This window comes from Nocardioides sp. (genome assembly GCF_004803405.1).
GTDB lineage: Bacteria > Actinomycetota > Actinomycetes > Propionibacteriales > Nocardioidaceae > Nocardioides > Nocardioides vastitatis.
Genome location: NZ_SSXI01000119.1, coordinates 1 through 15,899 on the forward strand (window position 1 = coordinate 1; position 15,899 = coordinate 15,899).

The 15,899-nt window shown below is 70.8% G+C and carries 15 protein-coding genes; 10 read left to right on the forward strand and 5 right to left on the reverse strand.

Annotated features, from left to right (window positions below):
• Together E7Z54_RS09145 and E7Z54_RS09150 are read right to left on the reverse strand one after the other, a co-directional pair.
• On the reverse strand, positions 1 to 882 hold an 882-nt coding region (locus E7Z54_RS09145; RefSeq protein ID WP_206056098.1), incomplete at its 3' end, for a hypothetical protein.
• The gene (locus tag E7Z54_RS09150) at positions 882 to 1,367 is read right to left on the reverse strand and encodes a hypothetical protein (protein ID WP_136433038.1); all 486 of its coding nucleotides are present in this window, start codon (positions 1,365 to 1,367) and stop codon (positions 882 to 884) included. The genes E7Z54_RS09145 and E7Z54_RS09150, both read right to left, overlap by 1 nt.
• Before the next feature lie 128 nt (positions 1,368 to 1,495).
• Between E7Z54_RS09150 and E7Z54_RS09155 the strand changes: the two genes are divergently transcribed.
• Both E7Z54_RS09155 and E7Z54_RS09160 read left to right on the forward strand, forming a co-directional pair.
• On the forward strand, positions 1,496 to 2,125 hold the full coding sequence (locus E7Z54_RS09155) for a hypothetical protein (RefSeq protein WP_136433040.1): 630 nt from the start codon (positions 1,496 to 1,498) through the stop codon (positions 2,123 to 2,125).
• 7 nt (positions 2,126 to 2,132) lie between these two features.
• On the forward strand, positions 2,133 to 2,774 hold the full coding sequence (locus E7Z54_RS09160) for an MBL fold metallo-hydrolase (protein ID WP_136433042.1): 642 nt from the start codon (positions 2,133 to 2,135) through the stop codon (positions 2,772 to 2,774).
• Positions 2,775 to 2,811: 37 nt separating this feature from the next.
• Here the strand turns inward: E7Z54_RS09160 and E7Z54_RS09165 are convergent, their stop codons facing one another.
• Complete coding sequence (locus E7Z54_RS09165; protein ID WP_136433044.1) at positions 2,812 to 3,987, reverse strand: class I SAM-dependent methyltransferase; 1,176 nt, start codon at positions 3,985 to 3,987, stop codon at positions 2,812 to 2,814.
• 185 nt (positions 3,988 to 4,172) lie between these two features.
• Between E7Z54_RS09165 and groES the strand changes: the two genes are divergently transcribed.
• From groES to E7Z54_RS09180, 3 genes are all read left to right on the forward strand, one after another.
• Positions 4,173 to 4,469, forward strand: coding sequence for a co-chaperone GroES (gene groES, locus E7Z54_RS09170; RefSeq protein WP_136433056.1), 297 nt, complete (start codon positions 4,173 to 4,175; stop codon positions 4,467 to 4,469).
• Between the two features lie 124 nt (positions 4,470 to 4,593).
• A complete protein-coding gene (groL, locus tag E7Z54_RS09175) occupies positions 4,594 to 6,231 on the forward strand; it encodes a chaperonin GroEL (protein ID WP_136433046.1) in 1,638 nt (545 codons plus the stop codon).
• Positions 6,232 to 6,403: 172 nt separating this feature from the next.
• Complete coding sequence (locus E7Z54_RS09180; RefSeq protein ID WP_136433048.1) at positions 6,404 to 7,276, forward strand: GNAT family N-acetyltransferase; 873 nt, start codon at positions 6,404 to 6,406, stop codon at positions 7,274 to 7,276.
• 20 nt (positions 7,277 to 7,296) lie between these two features.
• Here the strand turns inward: E7Z54_RS09180 and zwf are convergent, their stop codons facing one another.
• A complete protein-coding gene (gene zwf, locus E7Z54_RS09185; protein WP_136433049.1) occupies positions 7,297 to 8,757 on the reverse strand; it encodes a glucose-6-phosphate dehydrogenase in 1,461 nt (486 codons plus the stop codon).
• 116 nt (positions 8,758 to 8,873) lie between these two features.
• Between zwf and guaB the strand changes: the two genes are divergently transcribed.
• From guaB to E7Z54_RS09210, 5 genes are all read left to right on the forward strand, one after another.
• Entirely contained in the window at positions 8,874 to 10,382 is a 1,509-nt protein-coding gene (gene guaB / locus E7Z54_RS09190; RefSeq protein ID WP_136433051.1) for an IMP dehydrogenase, read from the forward strand.
• A 190-nt stretch (positions 10,383 to 10,572) separates the two neighbouring features.
• Positions 10,573 to 11,679, forward strand: coding sequence for a GuaB3 family IMP dehydrogenase-related protein (locus E7Z54_RS09195; RefSeq protein ID WP_136433052.1), 1,107 nt, complete (start codon positions 10,573 to 10,575; stop codon positions 11,677 to 11,679).
• A gap of 136 nt (positions 11,680 to 11,815) precedes the next feature.
• Positions 11,816 to 12,970, forward strand: a complete 1,155-nt coding sequence (locus E7Z54_RS09200) for a phosphotransferase family protein (protein WP_206056099.1) — start codon at positions 11,816 to 11,818, stop codon at positions 12,968 to 12,970.
• A 1-nt stretch (position 12,971) separates the two neighbouring features.
• On the forward strand, positions 12,972 to 14,141 hold the full coding sequence (locus tag E7Z54_RS09205; protein ID WP_136433053.1) for a hypothetical protein: 1,170 nt from the start codon (positions 12,972 to 12,974) through the stop codon (positions 14,139 to 14,141).
• 78 nt (positions 14,142 to 14,219) lie between these two features.
• Positions 14,220 to 15,674, forward strand: a complete 1,455-nt coding sequence (locus E7Z54_RS09210; RefSeq protein ID WP_136433054.1) for an aldehyde dehydrogenase — start codon at positions 14,220 to 14,222, stop codon at positions 15,672 to 15,674.
• Here the strand turns inward: E7Z54_RS09210 and E7Z54_RS09215 are convergent.
• On the reverse strand, positions 15,650 to 15,899 hold a 250-nt coding region (locus E7Z54_RS09215), incomplete at its 5' end, for a BTAD domain-containing putative transcriptional regulator (protein ID WP_136433055.1). The genes E7Z54_RS09210 and E7Z54_RS09215 overlap by 25 nt on opposite strands.

Consider the following 15,899-nt stretch of genomic DNA (forward strand, 5'->3'; position numbering starts at 1 on the left):
CGCGCCGGCCGCCGCGAGGCCACCGCCGATGACGGCCGGATGCAGTCCGCCGCCGGCGCCACCACCCGGGCCTGGTGTCGGCACAGCGCCGGGGTCACGATCGATGTCGCGGTCCGGGTCACGGTCGAAGCCGGTGCCACGGTCCGGGTCACGGTCACGGTCGGGATCGCGGTCGGGATCGCGGTCCGGGTCGCGGTCGGGGTCGCGGTCGGGGTCGCGGTCGAGGTCCGGGTCGAGGCCGGGGTCGCGGTCGGGATCGTGCAGAGGGGCCCGGCCGGGACCGGGAACGGGACCAGGACCGCGGCCGGGACCTCCGGGTCCGACCGGGGCGTCAGCTGTCACCGGGACGTAGGGGTCACCGTGGATCTCTTGGAAGACCGTGATCGCCTTGTCGTAGCTGGTCCGGAGCCGCTCGACCTTCTGGCGGGCGTCCTCATCGGCGGTGTCGTACTCGGAGACTGCCTTGTTGTGCGCCATGACGGCGCCGGCGTGCTGAAGCAGCGCCATCGGGGTGGGCGTAAGACCAGGCGCATGGGGGAGCTTGGGAGCCTCCCCGGGCTCAGCTGGAGCATTCTCGGCGCTCGCCTCGGCCTCCCTCATCGCCGTCTCCACGTCGGCGAGGGCCGTCGATGCGTCGCGCAGCCGTTTCTCCTGCTCGACCAGCTTCTCGGCCGCGTTCTCGAAGGCGAGCTCGGCGGCGGGGCCGGTTTCGGAGTCGGGACCGAATCCGCTCTTCACGATCGGTGCCGCCTCCGTCAAGCGGAGCGCGACGGTCGAGAGCGCGGTGGAGGCCGTCCTCCAGGAATCCTTCGACTCCATCACGTCGGTGCGGTCCATGCCGGCGACCCAGCGGGTCAGCTCACTGAGATGCTCGCCGGCCATCAGGACTCCTCCGTCGTCGTGCTGGCGGTGGATGCCTCGATCGGGGCCTCGGTCGGAGTGACGTCGCGGTTGTTCACCTGCGCATCCTGATAGGCCCACTTGCCCATGTCGATGCCCTCGGTCTGACCGAGGATGACCTTCACGTCGGCCTCGGCCTCCTGGTCCTTGACCTGGAGCAGATCGCGGGCGTCGCGGATCGACTCCCGGAACGACTCCAGGTCGGACTTCACCTCGCTGAGGGTGTCGACCACCACGGCGTGGGCCCTCGCGTGATGGCCGGCCACGAGTGGAGATAGGTCTCCGCCGCCGAACGAGCTCCTACCGATGTGACCCTTGACCGGGAAGTCGCTGTCGTCGAGCTCCTCCAGCTGGCTCGTGATCGTCGCGATCACCTTCGTGATCTCGCGCTCGGCCACTGCCAGCCCCTTCTGCCCGGCCGAGGCGAGCTGGACCGGCGTGAAGCCGGCGAGCTCCGGAATCACCATGACATCTGATCCTTGTCCCGAGTGAACGCGTGGTCAGGGCCTGACTACCCGCAGGATCCGTCGCCGAAACACAGCAGCGGGCGCTGTTATCGTGACGCCCTCCGGCGTCTCCTGAAGGAATAGGTCGAATGCGATCTCGGGCCATCGCTCTGCTGGTCGCGGCACTCCTGCCGCTCACCGCCTTGGGCTGCTCGCCCGGGGACGACCCCGACCCGTCGGCGTCCGATCCGGCGGCTTCGGCCTCGCAGACCCCCACGACGCCGGAGCCCGCGGAGTCGGGCTCGCCGTCAAGCCCGGAGACCGGTCTCCCGCCTGCGACAGGTCAAGCACTGGAGCTCAAGGGCTCGATGAGCTTCCGCCTCCCCGAGGGGGGAGAGTGGCACCACACCGGTGACGGGTCTACGACTCTCTACGCCGGCCATCCGGTGGATGACGGCTACTTCGACATCGATGCGTCCGAGATCGAGACCTCCAACACCGAGCTCGACCCGCTCGCCAAGGCCTCGTTGGACATCCGGCACCAGCAGGCCGAGCTGACTCCGGGACGCTTCGACCCGTTCCCGACCCGGTCCCCGAACCGCGAGGTCAGCGGCCGGGCGGGATGGGTGCTCGAGAGCACCGGCAAGAAGTCGACCTTCTACGAGTTCGGCACGAACATCGACGGCCTCACTGCGATCATCACCTTCCAGTACCCGTCCTCCTACGGAGCGGGCAAGGAGTGGGTCGAGTCGATCCTCGCGAGCATCGAGTGGAAGTAGGACTCTGATGGCCGGCCGGGCCAGCGGCCAGGTGCGGGTGGACCACGCGGTCAGCAGCGGGACGTTCAGCCTCGACGACGAGACGCACCAGGTCGACAACAACATCTGGGTGGTCGGGGACGACAGCGAGTGCGTCGTGATCGACGCGCCCCACTCGGTCGAGGACATCCTGGCGGTGGTCGGGAAGCGCACGGTCAAGGCGATCCTGTGCACCCACGCGCACGACGACCACGTGCGGGTCGCACCGGCTCTTCGGGACCGGGTGGTGGCGCCGATCATGCTGCACCCCGATGACCAGCCGCTGTGGGACCTCACCCACGGCGGCGAACGGGGGCACCTGTGGGACGTCGATCTCGCCGACGGGCAGACCATCGAGGTGGCCGGCACCACCCTGACGGTGATCCACACCCCTGGTCATGCGCCGGGAGCGGTGTGCCTCTACGCGCCCGAGCTCGGCTGCATCTTCACCGGCGACACCCTGTTCCAGGGCGGGCCCGGTGCGACCGGCCGCTCCTTCAGCGACCGGTCGACCCTCGACGCCTCGATCCGCGCGAAGCTCTTCGTGCTCCCGGACGAGACGGTGGTCCACACCGGCCACGGCCCCGACACGACGATCGGCGCGGAGGCCGCGGCTCTCGGTCGCGACTGAGCCCACGCCCCGGGGCGACCGATGACGTCGCGGCAGGTCACAGCGGCTCGACGAGCAGCGTGGTGCCGGCGCCCGCGACGCGGGTGAGAACGATCGTCGCGTCACGCTCACCGTGGAGGTCGAGCCGCTTGCGCAGCTCGTCGGGGGAGACATCCACCCCGCGCTTCTTGATGATGATCCGGCCGACCCCCCGCTCCCGCAGCGCGGCCTTCAGCTGCTTCTCGCGGTAGGGCAGGGTCTCGAGCACCCGGTAGCTCCGGGCGAACGGGGTGCGGAAGGCCCGCTCGGAGGTCACGTAGGCGATCTTGGGGTCGACCAGGCCGCCGCCCACCCCTGCTGCGACGGCCGTGACCAGCCCGGCGCGGATCACCGCGCCGTCCGGCTCGTACAGGTAGTCGCTCACCGCGCGGGTGCCGACCGCGCCGGCACCCGGGTCGTCCTCGTCGGTGATCGTCGCCAGGCCGCCCTCGCCGATCACGGTCGCGCGGCGGGCGACGGTCGCCGTGCGGCCCGCCCACAGAGCGGCCTCCTTCACCTCGCCCTGGTCGCTGACCCACTCCGCCTCCACGCCGTCGGGGACCAGCGCGTGCGGGATGCCGGGGGCGACCTTCACGCAGGCGTCGCGCCGCAGTAGGCCCTCGACCCACGTCCACGGCGGGCTCCAGTCCTCGACGCGGAACGTGCGTCCGCTGCCGCTTCGACGCGCGGGGTCCGCGAAGGCGAGGTCGAACCCCGTGTGGTCGACCTCGGTCGCGTCCGCCACCTGCACGGCACCGCCGAGGTCGAGCGCGGCGAGGTTGGCCTCCGCCATCGCCACCCGCACCGGGTCGAGGTCGACCCCGGCACAGATCAGCCCGGCCCGCGCGGCCGCGATCATGTCGCCGCCGATGCCGCAGCCCAGGTCGATCAGCGTCCTGCCCCCGAACGCTGCGTATCGGCCGGCCCGGTGCGTGGCGACCGAGAGCCGGGTGGCCTGCTCGAGTGCGTCGGGCGTGAAGTAGAGCCGGTCCGCGAGCTCGCCGTACTTCCCGTGCGCCTTGCCGCGGAGGTCGGCCTGGGTGAGGGCAGCCGCGGCGCGCTCCGCGGACGCGGTTCGGCGGAGCGCCGATCCGGCGGCGAGGTGGCTCGCGCCGCCGTCGAGCTGAGCGGTGGCCTCGGCGAGCAGGGCCTGCCCGTCGTCGGTCAGCAGCCAACGGAAGGTGTCCAGGTCCACCCGGCCATCCTCCCAGTGCCCCCGCTCTGGCACTCGATTGCAGAGAGTGCTAGTTTCGGTGTTGGCACTCTCACCCCGAGTGTGCCAGTGCTTGCCGACAAGGTGCGACCCCCGCGACGGCGTACCTCACCAGGCAAGCCCCACACGTGCACACACACTCAGCAGAGAAAGTGGAGGTCGACATCGTGTCGGTCAACATCAAGCCTCTCGAGGACCGGATCGTCGTCAAGCCCCTCGAGGCGGAGCAGACCACGGCCTCGGGCCTGGTCATCCCGGACACCGCCAAGGAGAAGCCGCAGGAGGGCGAGGTCGTGGCCATCGGCCCCGGCCGCTTCAACGAGGACGGCGACGGTCGCATCCCGCTCGACGTCGCGGTCGGTGACAAGGTCATCTACAGCAAGTACGGCGGTACCGAGGTCAAGTACGCCGGCGAGGAGTTCCTCATCCTCTCCGCCCGCGACGTGCTGGCCGTCATCTCCTGATTCCCGTGGAGGCGTCACGTAGCCCGCGCTCGCCGCAGGCTGCGTGACGCCTCTACCCCTTTCCCGACAACCCGGTGGTCGAGGGGGTCGCGCAGCGACCGCCTCGAGACCCGAAGGAGAAGCAATGCCGAAGATCCTGGAGTTCGACGAGAACGCCCGGCGTGCGCTCGAGCGCGGTGTCGACGCACTCGCCAACACGGTCAAGGTGACGCTCGGCCCCAAGGGCCGCTACGTCGTCCTCGACAAGAAGTGGGGCGCACCGACCATCACCAACGACGGCGTGACCGTCGCTCGGGAGATCGAGCTCGACGACCCGTTCGAGAACCTCGGTGCGCAGCTCACCAAGGAGGTCGCGACCAAGACCAACGACGTCGCCGGTGACGGTACGACGACCGCGACCGTGCTCGCCCAGGCGCTGGTCCACGAGGGCCTGCGCGCGGTCGCTGCCGGCGCGAACCCGATGGGTCTCAAGCGCGGGCTCGACGCCGCTGCCAGCGCCGTGGGCGACGCCCTCCGCGAGGCCGCTCGCGAGGTCGACGACGAGAAGGACATCGCCTCCGTCGCGACGGTCTCCTCGCGGGACGCCCACATCGGCGAGCTGCTCGCCGAGGCGTTCGGCAAGGTCGGCAAGGACGGCGTGATCACCGTCGAGGAGTCGAACACCCCGGCGACCGAGCTCGAGTTCACCGAGGGCATGCAGTTCGACAAGGGCTACATCTCGGCGTACTTCGTCACTGACGCGGAGCGCCAGGAGGCGGTCCTCGACGACCCCTACATCCTCATCAACCAGGGCAAGATCTCGGCCATCGCCGACCTGCTTCCCCTGCTCGAGAAGGTCATCCAGGCCGGCAAGCCGCTCTTCATCCTCTCCGAGGACGTCGAGGGCGAGGCGCTCTCCACCCTGGTGGTCAACAAGATCCGCGGCACCTTCAACGCGGTCGCGGTCAAGGCACCCGCGTTCGGCGACCGCCGCAAGGCGATCCTCGAGGACATCGCGGTCCTCACCGGCGCCCAGGTCGTCTCCCCGGAGGTCGGCCTCAAGCTCGACCAGGTCGGCCTCGACGTGCTGGGCCAGGCCCGCCGCATCGTGGTCACCAAGGACAACACCACGATCATCGACGGTGCCGGCGACGCCGACGCCGTGGCCGGTCGCGTCGAGCAGATCAAGAAGGAGATCGAGGCCTCCGACTCCGACTGGGACACCGAGAAGCTCCAGGAGCGCCTCGCGAAGCTCGCGGGCGGCGTCGTCGTGATCAAGGTCGGCGCGCACACCGAGGTGGAGCTGAAGGAGAAGAAGCACCGGATCGAGGACGCCGTCTCCGCGACGCGCGCCGCGATCGAGGAGGGCATCGTCCCCGGTGGTGGCTCGGCGCTCGTCCACGCCGCATCGGTGCTCGAGGGCGACCTCGGCCTGACCGGCGACGAGGCGACGGGTGTCCGGATCGTCCGCAAGTCCGTCGACGAGCCGCTGCGTTGGATCGCCGAGAACGGCGGCGACAACGGGTACGTCATCACCAACAAGGTCCGCGAGGGCTTCAAGGACAACGGTCCCCGGTTCGGTTTCAACGCCGCCACCGGCGAGTACGGCGACCTCGTGGCGCAGGGTGTCATCGACCCGGTCAAGGTGACCCGGTCGGCGCTCGTCAACGCGGTCTCCATCGCGGGAATGCTGCTCACCACGGAGACGCTCGTGGTCGAGAAGCCCGTCGAGGAGGAGCCGGACGCCGGTGGCCACGGCCACGGGCACGGTCACGGGCACTGATCGCCTGATCCCCGACCGAGCCGGTGCGGACCCGCGTGGGTCCGCGCCGGCTCGGCGGCATTTGTCCTCGTAGGGGACTTGAAATCACGTAGGAAACGTCGGCGGCGGGGCCGCCATCCGGACGAAACACCGCGGATCGCTAGCGGTCACGCCGGTCCGGCACACTGGACCCATGCTGTGGAGAGTGCGCGCCGGACTCGAGGACCGTCCCGGTGCGCTCGCCGACCTGGCGGCGGCCTGCGGGCGCGCCGGTGTGAACATCCAGACCGTCCAGGTCTTTCCCGAGGGGACGACCGTGACCGACGAGCTGGTGCTGCAGGTGCCGGCGGACTGGGAGGCCGAGCAGGTTCGCGGCCTGGTCGAGTCGGCCGGCGGACTCGCGGTGTCCGCGGCCCGGGTGACCGAGGCCGCGCTCGAGGACCAGCCGACGCGCTACGTCCAGGCGACGCGGGCGATCATCGCCCAACCCGCGAAGTTCCCCGAGGTCGCTGCACACCTCTTCGACGCCGATGTGGACGTCGCCGACGGCACCGAGGACGTCCTCGAGATGACGGTCGGGGGCGCCGCGACCATCCAGATCCGTCGCAACCCGCCCTTCACCGCCGCCGAGCGTGCCCGGGCGGCCGCGCTCGCGGAGCTCGTGGGTCAGGTGCTGGAGTCGCACGGGCCGCCGACCCCTCAGCAGCCCGCCGCGACCTCGGGCACCGACCCGGAGTTCGTCACCGCGGACACCACCGTCTCCGCGATCGTGTCCGGGCGGGTGACCGGCCGCGCCTGCGTCGAGGAGGGTGCGGGCCCCGAGCACCCGTGGCCGGTCGACCTCTGGGTCGACCCCGCGTGGCAGCGCCGGGGCATCGGCACCCGGCTGCTGGCACTCGTAGCCCGCGTCGCTCGTGCCAAGGGTGCGGAGGAGATCGTGCTGACCGCGCCATCCGACACCCAGGCGGTGCTGCCGATGGTGCTTGCCGCGGGCATGCGTGGCCGGATCCGGATGGCGGGCGACTCGCTCACGGTGCGGATCGCGCTCGACGACCTCCGGCGATAGCGCCGGGCGCGCTGCCGGCGCTACCTGGCCGTCAGGCCAGGGTCGGGCGCGTGGTTGCCGAGCCGCCACCCGCCGAGCGGCAGCTCGAGGGCCGGTTCGGGACCCCACGACCCCTGCGGATAGGCCTGAACCGGCGGTCGCCGGTCGAGGACCGGCTGGCAGATCTCCCAGAGCCGGTCGACCTCGTCGGAGCTGATGAACAGCGTGCGGTCGCCGCGCATGACGTCGAGCAGGAGTCGCTCGTAGGCCTCGAGCGGGTCGGCGCCCGGCACGTCACCGACGAGGTCGAGTCGGAACACGCCCTCGACGACCGCCATGTCGGGACCGGGCCGCTTCGCCCGGACGTCGATCGCGATCCGTGGCTGGTCGGCGAGCTCGATGACCAGCTCGTTGGGCGCCGGGATGCCACCGTCCGCGGGCTTCAGCCAGCGGTGCCGGGGATCGCGGAAGCGCACCGTGATCGTGCGTCGGCCTTCGGCGAGTGCCTTGCCGGTGCGCAGGTAGAAGGGCACGTCACGCCAGCGGTCGTTGTCGATCCAGACCTCGATGGCGACGAAGGTCTCCACCTCGGAGTCCGGCGCCACGTCCGGCTCCTCGCGGTAGCCGTCGTACTGGCCGAAGACCACCCGCTCGGGGTCGAGCGGTCGTACGGCGGAGAAGACCGCTGCCTTCGCCGCGCGGATCGCCGACTCGCGGAAGGCGTGGGGGTCCTCGAGGGCGACGAACCCGAGCAGCTGGCACAGGTGGGTGGTGACCATGTCGCGCAGGCAGCCGGTTCCCTCGTAGAAGCTGCCGCGACCCTCGACCGTGAGCTTCTCCGGCACGTCGATCTGCACCGACTCGATGGTGTGCCGGTTCCAGGCCGGCTCGAACAGGCCATTGGCGAACCGGAGGGCGAGGATGTTCTGCACGGCCTCCTTGCCGAGGAAGTGGTCGATGCGGAAGATCTGGATCTCCTCGAAGACGTCGCACAGCACCGTGTGCAGCTCCCGGGCAGTGGCGAGGTCGGTGCCGAACGGCTTCTCCGCCACGAGTCGGGCGCGGTCGACGAGATCCTCCTTGTCGAGCATCTGCACCATCCCCTCGACCGCGCTCGGCGGCACCGAGAGGTACAGCAGCCGTCGTACGTCGGACAGCAGGCAGCGTGACTCTTCGAGCAGCCGGTCCTCGGCGGCCTCGACGGCCGCGGCGAGATCGCGCCCGTCGTCGGCCGAGGACGGGACGAACCTGATCCGGTCCAGCAGCGAACCGGCGACCGTATCGTCGACGTCGCCGACGAACTCGTCGAGCGCCGCTCGCACCAGGCCACGGAACTCCTCGTCCGTGCCGGGCGAGCGACGGCCGCTGCCGATCACCGCGAAGTGCTGCGGGAGGCGACCGGCGACGGCCAGCCGGTAGAGGCCCGGGAACAGCTTGCGGGAGGCCAGGTCGCCGGTCGCACCGAAGAGGACCAGCACGTGCGGGGAGAGGTCGGAGGTCACCCGACCAGCGTGGCGCACCGCCGAGGGGCGCGCCACCGGTTCGGTGTGACGGACGCCGCTGGCCCCGCGGCCGGCCGCGGTTCGGACCGGGGCCGTCAGGCCCGTAGTATCTGGCCATGGAGGTCACTGAAGTACCGGCGAAGTTCGCTCCCCTGGGACTGACCTACGACGACGTGCTGTTGCTGCCAGGTCACTCCGACCTGGTCCCCGACGACATCGACACGACCACGCGGCTGACGCGCGAGATCACCATCAAGTCGCCGCTCATCAGCGCCGCGATGGACACCGTGACCGAGTCCCGGATGGCGATCGCGATGGCACGCCAGGGCGGCATCGGGATCCTGCACCGCAACCTCTCCGCCGAGGAGCAGGCGTACCAGGTGGACCTGGTGAAGCGGACCCAGACCGGCATCATCTCCAACCCCGTCACGATCGGGCCGGACGCGACTCTGGAGGAGCTCGACCGGATCTGCGGCGAGTACCGCGTCTCGGGCCTGCCCGTCGTCGACGCGGAGAATCGCCTGCTCGGCATCTGCACCAACCGCGACCTGCGGTTCACCCCAGTCGCGGAGTGGGCCACGACGAAGGTCGACGAGGTGATGACGCCGATGCCGCTGGTCACCGGCGCCGTCGGCATCAGCCGCGCCGAGGCGACGACGCTGCTGCGCAAGCACAAGCGCGAGCGGCTCCCACTGGTCGACGAGCAGGGCCGCCTCGGTGGGCTGATCACGGTCAAGGACTTCGTGAAGTCCGAGCAGTTCCCGCTGGCGTCCAAGGACGCCGACGGCCGCCTCATGGTGGGCGCCGCCATCGGCTACTTCGGCGATGCCTGGGAGCGTGCCACCACGCTGATCGACGCTGGCGTCGACGTACTCGTCGCCGACACCGCGCACGGGCACGTGACGCTCCTGCTCGACATGGTCCGGCGCCTCAAGACCGACCCGGCGACCAAGCACGTCCAGGTGATCGGTGGCAACGTCGCCACCCGCGAGGGTGCCCAGGCGTTCGTGGACGCCGGCGCCGACGCGGTCAAGGTCGGCTTCGGCCCGGGGTCCATCTGCACCACCCGCGTGGTCACGGGCTGCGGCGTCCCGCAGGTCACCGCGGTGTACGAGGCCGCCTTGGCCGCCCGACCCGCAGGCGTCCCCGTGATCGCCGACGGCGGGCTCCAGCAGTCCGGTGACATCGCCAAGGCGATCGTCGCCGGCGCCGACTCGGTCATGATCGGCTCGATGCTCGCCGGCTGCGAGGAGTCTCCCGGCGAGGTCGTCTTCCACCAGGGCAAGCAGTACAAGGCCTACCGCGGCATGGGGTCGCTCGGCGCGATGTCCTCGCGCGGCAAGAAGTCCTACTCCAAGGACCGCTACTTCCAGGCCGAGGTGGCCAGCGACGACAAGATCGTGCCGGAGGGCGTCGAGGGCCAGGTCGCCTACAAGGGCCCGGTCGCCAGCGTCGCCCACCAGCTCATCGGCGGGCTCTCCCAGTCCATGTTCTACGTCGGTGCGCAGACGGTTCCCGAGCTGCAGGAGAAGGGCCGGTTCATCCGGATCACCTCCGCCTCGCTCAAGGAGAGCCACCCGCACGACGTCGAGATGACCGTCGAGGCGCCGAACTACCACCGCTGAGCGGCGGGCCGGGGTTGGCTGGCTCCTTGCGGCGCGGGTTTCTCAAGGTATGTAGCCGAACCCACGCTTCCCCGTGCGAGCAACGCCAGGGAAGTGCCGGTTCGCCTGCATACCTTGAGAAACCGGCGGCAGCACCCACCCCACCTCTGCGATTCAACGGCCACCGGCACCGGCCCGATACGCTTTGCCGGTGAGTGACATCGAGATCGGCCGCGCGAAGCGTGCCCGCCGCGCCTACTCCTTCGACGACATCGCGATCGTGCCCTCGCGGCGGACCCGCGACCCCGAGGAGGTCAGCGTCGACTGGCAGATCGACGCCTACCGGTTCTCGCTGCCGATCCTCGCGGCCCCGATGGACTCGATCATGTCGCCCAGGACCGCCATCGCGTTCGGCCAGTACGGCGGTCTCGGCGTGCTCAACCTCGAGGGCCTGTGGACCCGGTTCGAGGACCCCGAGCCGCTGCTCGAGGAGGTGGCCGGCCTCGAGGGCGAGGAGGCGACCCGTCGCCTGCAGGAGATCTACACCGAGCCGATCAAGGCCGAGCTCATCACCGAGCGGCTGCGCGAGATGCGTGAGGCGGGGGTCACGGTCGCGGGCTCGCTGTCGCCGCAGCGGACCAAGGAGTTCGCCAAGACCGTCACCGACGCCGGCGTCGACCTGTTCGTCATCCGCGGCACGACCGTCTCCGCCGAGCACGTCTCCAGCCAGGCGGAGCCGCTGAACCTCAAGGAGTTCATCTACGAGCTCGACGTCCCGGTCATCGTCGGCGGCTGTGCCACCCACCAGGCGGCGCTCCACCTGATGCGCACCGGCGCCGCGGGCGTGCTGGTCGGGTTCGGCGGCGGTGCCGCGCACACCACCCGGACCGTGCTGGGCGTCGCGGTGCCCATGGCCAGCGCCGTGGCCGACGTCGCCGCTGCACGTCGCGACTACCTCGACGAGTCGGGCGGCCGCTACGTCCATGTCATCGCCGACGGCTCGATCGGCAAGTCGGGCGACCTCGCGAAGGCCATCGCCTGCGGCGCCGATGCCGTCATGGTCGGCTCGCCGTTCGCCCGCGCCACCGACGCGCCGGGCCGCGGCTTCCACTGGGGGGCCGAGGCGCATCACGCCGACCTCCCGCGGGGCCAGCGCGTGCAGCTCGACCAGGTCGGCACGATCGAAGAGATCCTGTTCGGGCCCTCCCGCGTCGCCGACGGCACCATGAACCTCGTCGGTGCGCTCAAGCGCTCGATGGCGACCACCGGCTACACCGAGCTCAAGGAGTTCCAGCGGGTCGAGGTCATCACCGGGTGAGCGGCGCCGCCGCACCCCCCGGCCCGAGACGCGGTCGGGGCGACGGCAACCACGCCGAAACGATTGATTTCTAGAACACGTTCTAACAGACTGGCCACGAGTCCGGCGCGCACCGACGCGCCCCCAGGAGGATCTCGTGACCCAGTCACCACCGCCCGCCGACCTGACGATGCAGCGCTCGAGCCGCGACCGCGCGGCCGTGCACGACCGGCTCGAGGAGTGGCTCACCGACGTGCTCCCGCCCGGCGCCGCGCCTGAGGTCACCCTGCACGCCGGCGTGGACAGCAACGGCATGTCGAGCGAGACGGTCATCGTCGACGTCACCTTCACCGAGGGCGGGCAGCGACGCACGGGTGAGTACGTCGCGCGCGTCGCGCCGGCGGCCGAGGACCTGCCCGTGTTCCCGGAGTACCGCCTCCAGGACCAGTACGACGCCATGCGGCTGGCCGGCGAGCTCACCGACGTGCCGGTGCCGGCCGTGCGCTGGAACGAGCCCACCGGGGAGGTGCTCGGCACTCCGTTCTTCCTCATGGACCGGGTGGCGGGCGTCGTACCTCCCGACGTGCTGCCCTACACGTTCGGGGACAACTGGCTCTACGGCGCCTCGCCGGAGGACCGGCGACGACTCCAGCGCAACAGCGTCGAGGTGCTCGCCAAGCTGCACGGCATCCCCGACGCGGTGCGCACCTTCGGCTTCCTCGACCCGGCGGTCACCGGCCACGAGGGCGCGACGCCGCTCGCGCGCAACCTCGCCAAGACGAGGGCGTGGTACCGGTACGCCGTCGACACCCCGGGCGGCAGTCCGCCGTCGCCGCTGCTGGAGCGAGGTCTCTCGTGGCTGGAGTCCAACCTCCCGCCCGACGCCTCGGCCGGTGAGGGCGTTCTCTGCTGGGGCGACGCCCGGATCGGCAACACCATGTACCGCGACTTCGCGCCCGTCGCCGTCCTCGACTGGGAGATGGCGACGCTCGGCCCGCGCGAGATGGACCTCGCGTGGATGGTCTTCGCGCACAGCGTGTTCCAGGAGATCGCCACGATGATGGGGCTCCCCGGCATGCCGGACTTCCTGCGCGCCGAGGACGTGCGTGCCACGTACGCCGAGCTCACCGGCATCGAGGTCGGCGACCTCACCTGGCACCAGGTGCACGCCGCCGTGCTGTGGGGCTGCGTCTTCCTCCGCACCAGTGCCCGGCAGATCCACTTCGGCGAGATCGAGCCTCCGGAGGACCCGGAAGCGGTCTTCCACCACCGCCCTCTCTACGAACGCCTCCTCGCCGAAGTGGGTGCCTGACATGGCCGAACCGGCCGGCATCGGTGGGCTGCACGGCGAGTACGTCGGCCTCGGCCCGCTCGACGAGTACCCGATCCACCAGCTCCCGCGGCCGGTGGCCTGGGCGGGCAGCAGCGACCGCAACTTCTACGACCGCTGCTACCTCAACGCCCACGACCGGACCGGCGACCTGTTCCTGATCACGGGGCTCGGCTTCTACCCGAACCTCGGCACCAAGGACGCCTTCGTGCTGCTGCGGCGCGGAGACCAGCAGACCGCCGTGCATCTCGGAGACGCCGCGGACCCGCGCGGCGGAGACCGGCGGGCGCAGACCGTCGGCAGCTACCGGATCGAGGTCCTCGAGCCGCTGCGCAGGCTCCGGGTCGTGATGGAGGAGACCGAGGGCGTCGCGCTCGACCTGACCTGGGAGGGCTCGTTCGACGTCGTCCAGGAGCTGCCGCATGTGATGCGGCAGGGATCGGGGACGATCCTGGACGCCCAGAGGTTCGCGCAGGTCGGCACCTGGGAGGGGCTGATCAACGTCGACGGCACGGACATCCCGGTCACCCCCGACCGCTGGGTGGGCTCGCGCGACCGGTCCTGGGGGATCCGGCCGGTCGGGGACTCCGTGCCGGGCGGCAAACCGGCCGATCCGGCCTTCGAGGGCATGTGGTGGCTCTATGTGCCGCTGCGGTTCGAGGACTTCTGCGTCGTGATCATCATCCAGGAGACCCCGGACGGCTTCCGCACGCTCAACGACTGCTCCCGGGTCTGGAAGGACGGCCGGGTCGAGCAGCTCGGCTGGCCTCGGGTCGAGGTCCGGTACACCTCGGGCACCCGGGTGCCGACCGGGGCGACCATCGCCTGTACCACGCCGGAGGGCAAGGACCTGGTGCTCGACGTGTCCTCGAAGCTGGCGGTTCCGATCCACATCGGCGGTGGCTACGGCGGCGACTCCGACTGGACCCACGGCGTCTGGAGGGGCGCGGGGTTCACCGAGCGTCGTACCTATGACCTCAACGACCCGGCGGTCGCCGGCCGGGTGATGTTCGGCGTGATCGACCACGTGGGTCACGCCGTGGCCCACGGTCCCGGCGCCGACGGCGCCGAGGGCTGGGGTCTCTTCGAGCACGGCGCGCTGGGCCGGCACGACCCGAGCGGCTTCACGGACTGGTTCGACCTTGCGCCCTAGGTCTCGTGACGGTCGCGGTGCGACCTCCTCGACCGGCGGCGCGACCTGCTCGGCCAACGGCATCTCGAAAGGAAAGACATGACACTCGACCGCGATTCCCTCTTCATCGGCGGGACCTGGGCCAAGCCTGCGACCGACCAGGTGCTGGAGGTGGTCTCGCCGCACTCGGAGGAGGTCGTCGCCCGTGTCCCGGAGGGCTCGACAGCCGACATCGACGCCGCCGTCGCGGCTGCCCGTCAGGCGTTCGACGAGGGCCCGTGGCCGCGGATGAAGCCGGAGGAGCGGATCGCGGTCATCCAGAACCTCTCCGGCCTCTACGCCGCGAGGCTGGACGAGATGGCCCAGGTAATCAGCACCGAGATGGGCTCGCCGATCTCGTTCAGCACCCTCGCCCAGGCCTCGGCGCCGTGGATGCAGATCGAGGCGTTCCTCGCGATCGCCCGGGACTTCTCGTGGGAGTCGACCCGGCCGGGCGCGCTCGGGAGCGAGGTGATGGTGCGACACGAGCCGGTCGGCGTCGTCGCCGCCATCCCGCCGTGGAACGTCCCGCAGTTCACGGTGATGTCGAAGCTGGTGCCGGCGCTGCTCGCCGGCTGCACCGTGGTGGTCAAGCCTGCACCCGAGACACCGCTCGACTGCTACCTGCTGGCCGAGCTGCTGGTCGAGGCCGGCGTGCCCGAGGGCGTGGTCAGCATCGTCGCCGGGGGTCGCACGGTGGGGGAGCACCTGGTGCGCCACCCGGGCGTCGACAAGGTCGCCTTCACCGGCTCGACCGCGGCGGGTCGGCTGATCGGCGCGATCTGCGGCGAGCAGCTCAAGCGCGTCTCGCTCGAACTGGGCGGCAAGTCCGCGGCGATCGTCCTCGACGACGCCGAGGAGGCAGCGGTGATCGAGGGCCTGAAGTTCCTCGGCGTGATGAACTCCGGGCAGGCGTGTGTCGCCCAGACCCGGGTGCTCGTCAGTCGCGACCGCCACGACGCCTTCGCCGTCGCACTGGCCGACGCGATCGGCGGGATGCAGGTCGGCGACCCCCTGGACCCCGCCTCCGAGATCGGCCCGATGGTCGCCCGACGCCAGCAGGAGCGGGTCGAGAAGTACATCGCACTGGGCCAGGAGGAGGGTGCGCAACTGCTGACCGGCGGCAACGGGCGCCCGGAGGGCCTCGACACCGGCTGGTACGTCCGGCCGACCGTCTTCGCGGGCGTCGACAACCGGATGCGGATCGCGCAGGAGGAGATCTTCGGACCGGTGCTCTCGGTGATCCCGTACGACGACGTGGCGGACGCCGTCCGGATCGCCAACGAATCCGACTACGGCCTGGCCGGCACGGTCTGGACCACCGACCAGGAGCGCGGCATCGACGTGGCTCGTCAGGTGCGGGCCGGGACCTACGGCATCAACACCTACACGATGGACTTCGCTGCCCCGTTCGGCGGGTTCAAGGCCTCTGGGCTGGGTCGCGAGTTCGGCCCTGAGGGACTGGCGGAGTACACCGAGCTGAAGTCGGTCTACCTGTCCGCGCCGGCGATGTGAGACACCACTGACGGCGCCCGCCATGGGGACCTGATCGGGAACTCGCCGCGCAAGATCGCCATGTGCAGCTCCTCCGTCGCCGCGGCGGGGTCCGCCCCCAGCTGGTCGGCGAGTCGCTCGCGCAGTGCGGCGTACGCCGCCAGCGCAAGCGCCGGCCGTCCCTCGACCGCCTCCGCCCGCATCACGGTGCGCACGGCCGCCTCGTCGAGCGGGTCGGTCGTGCTG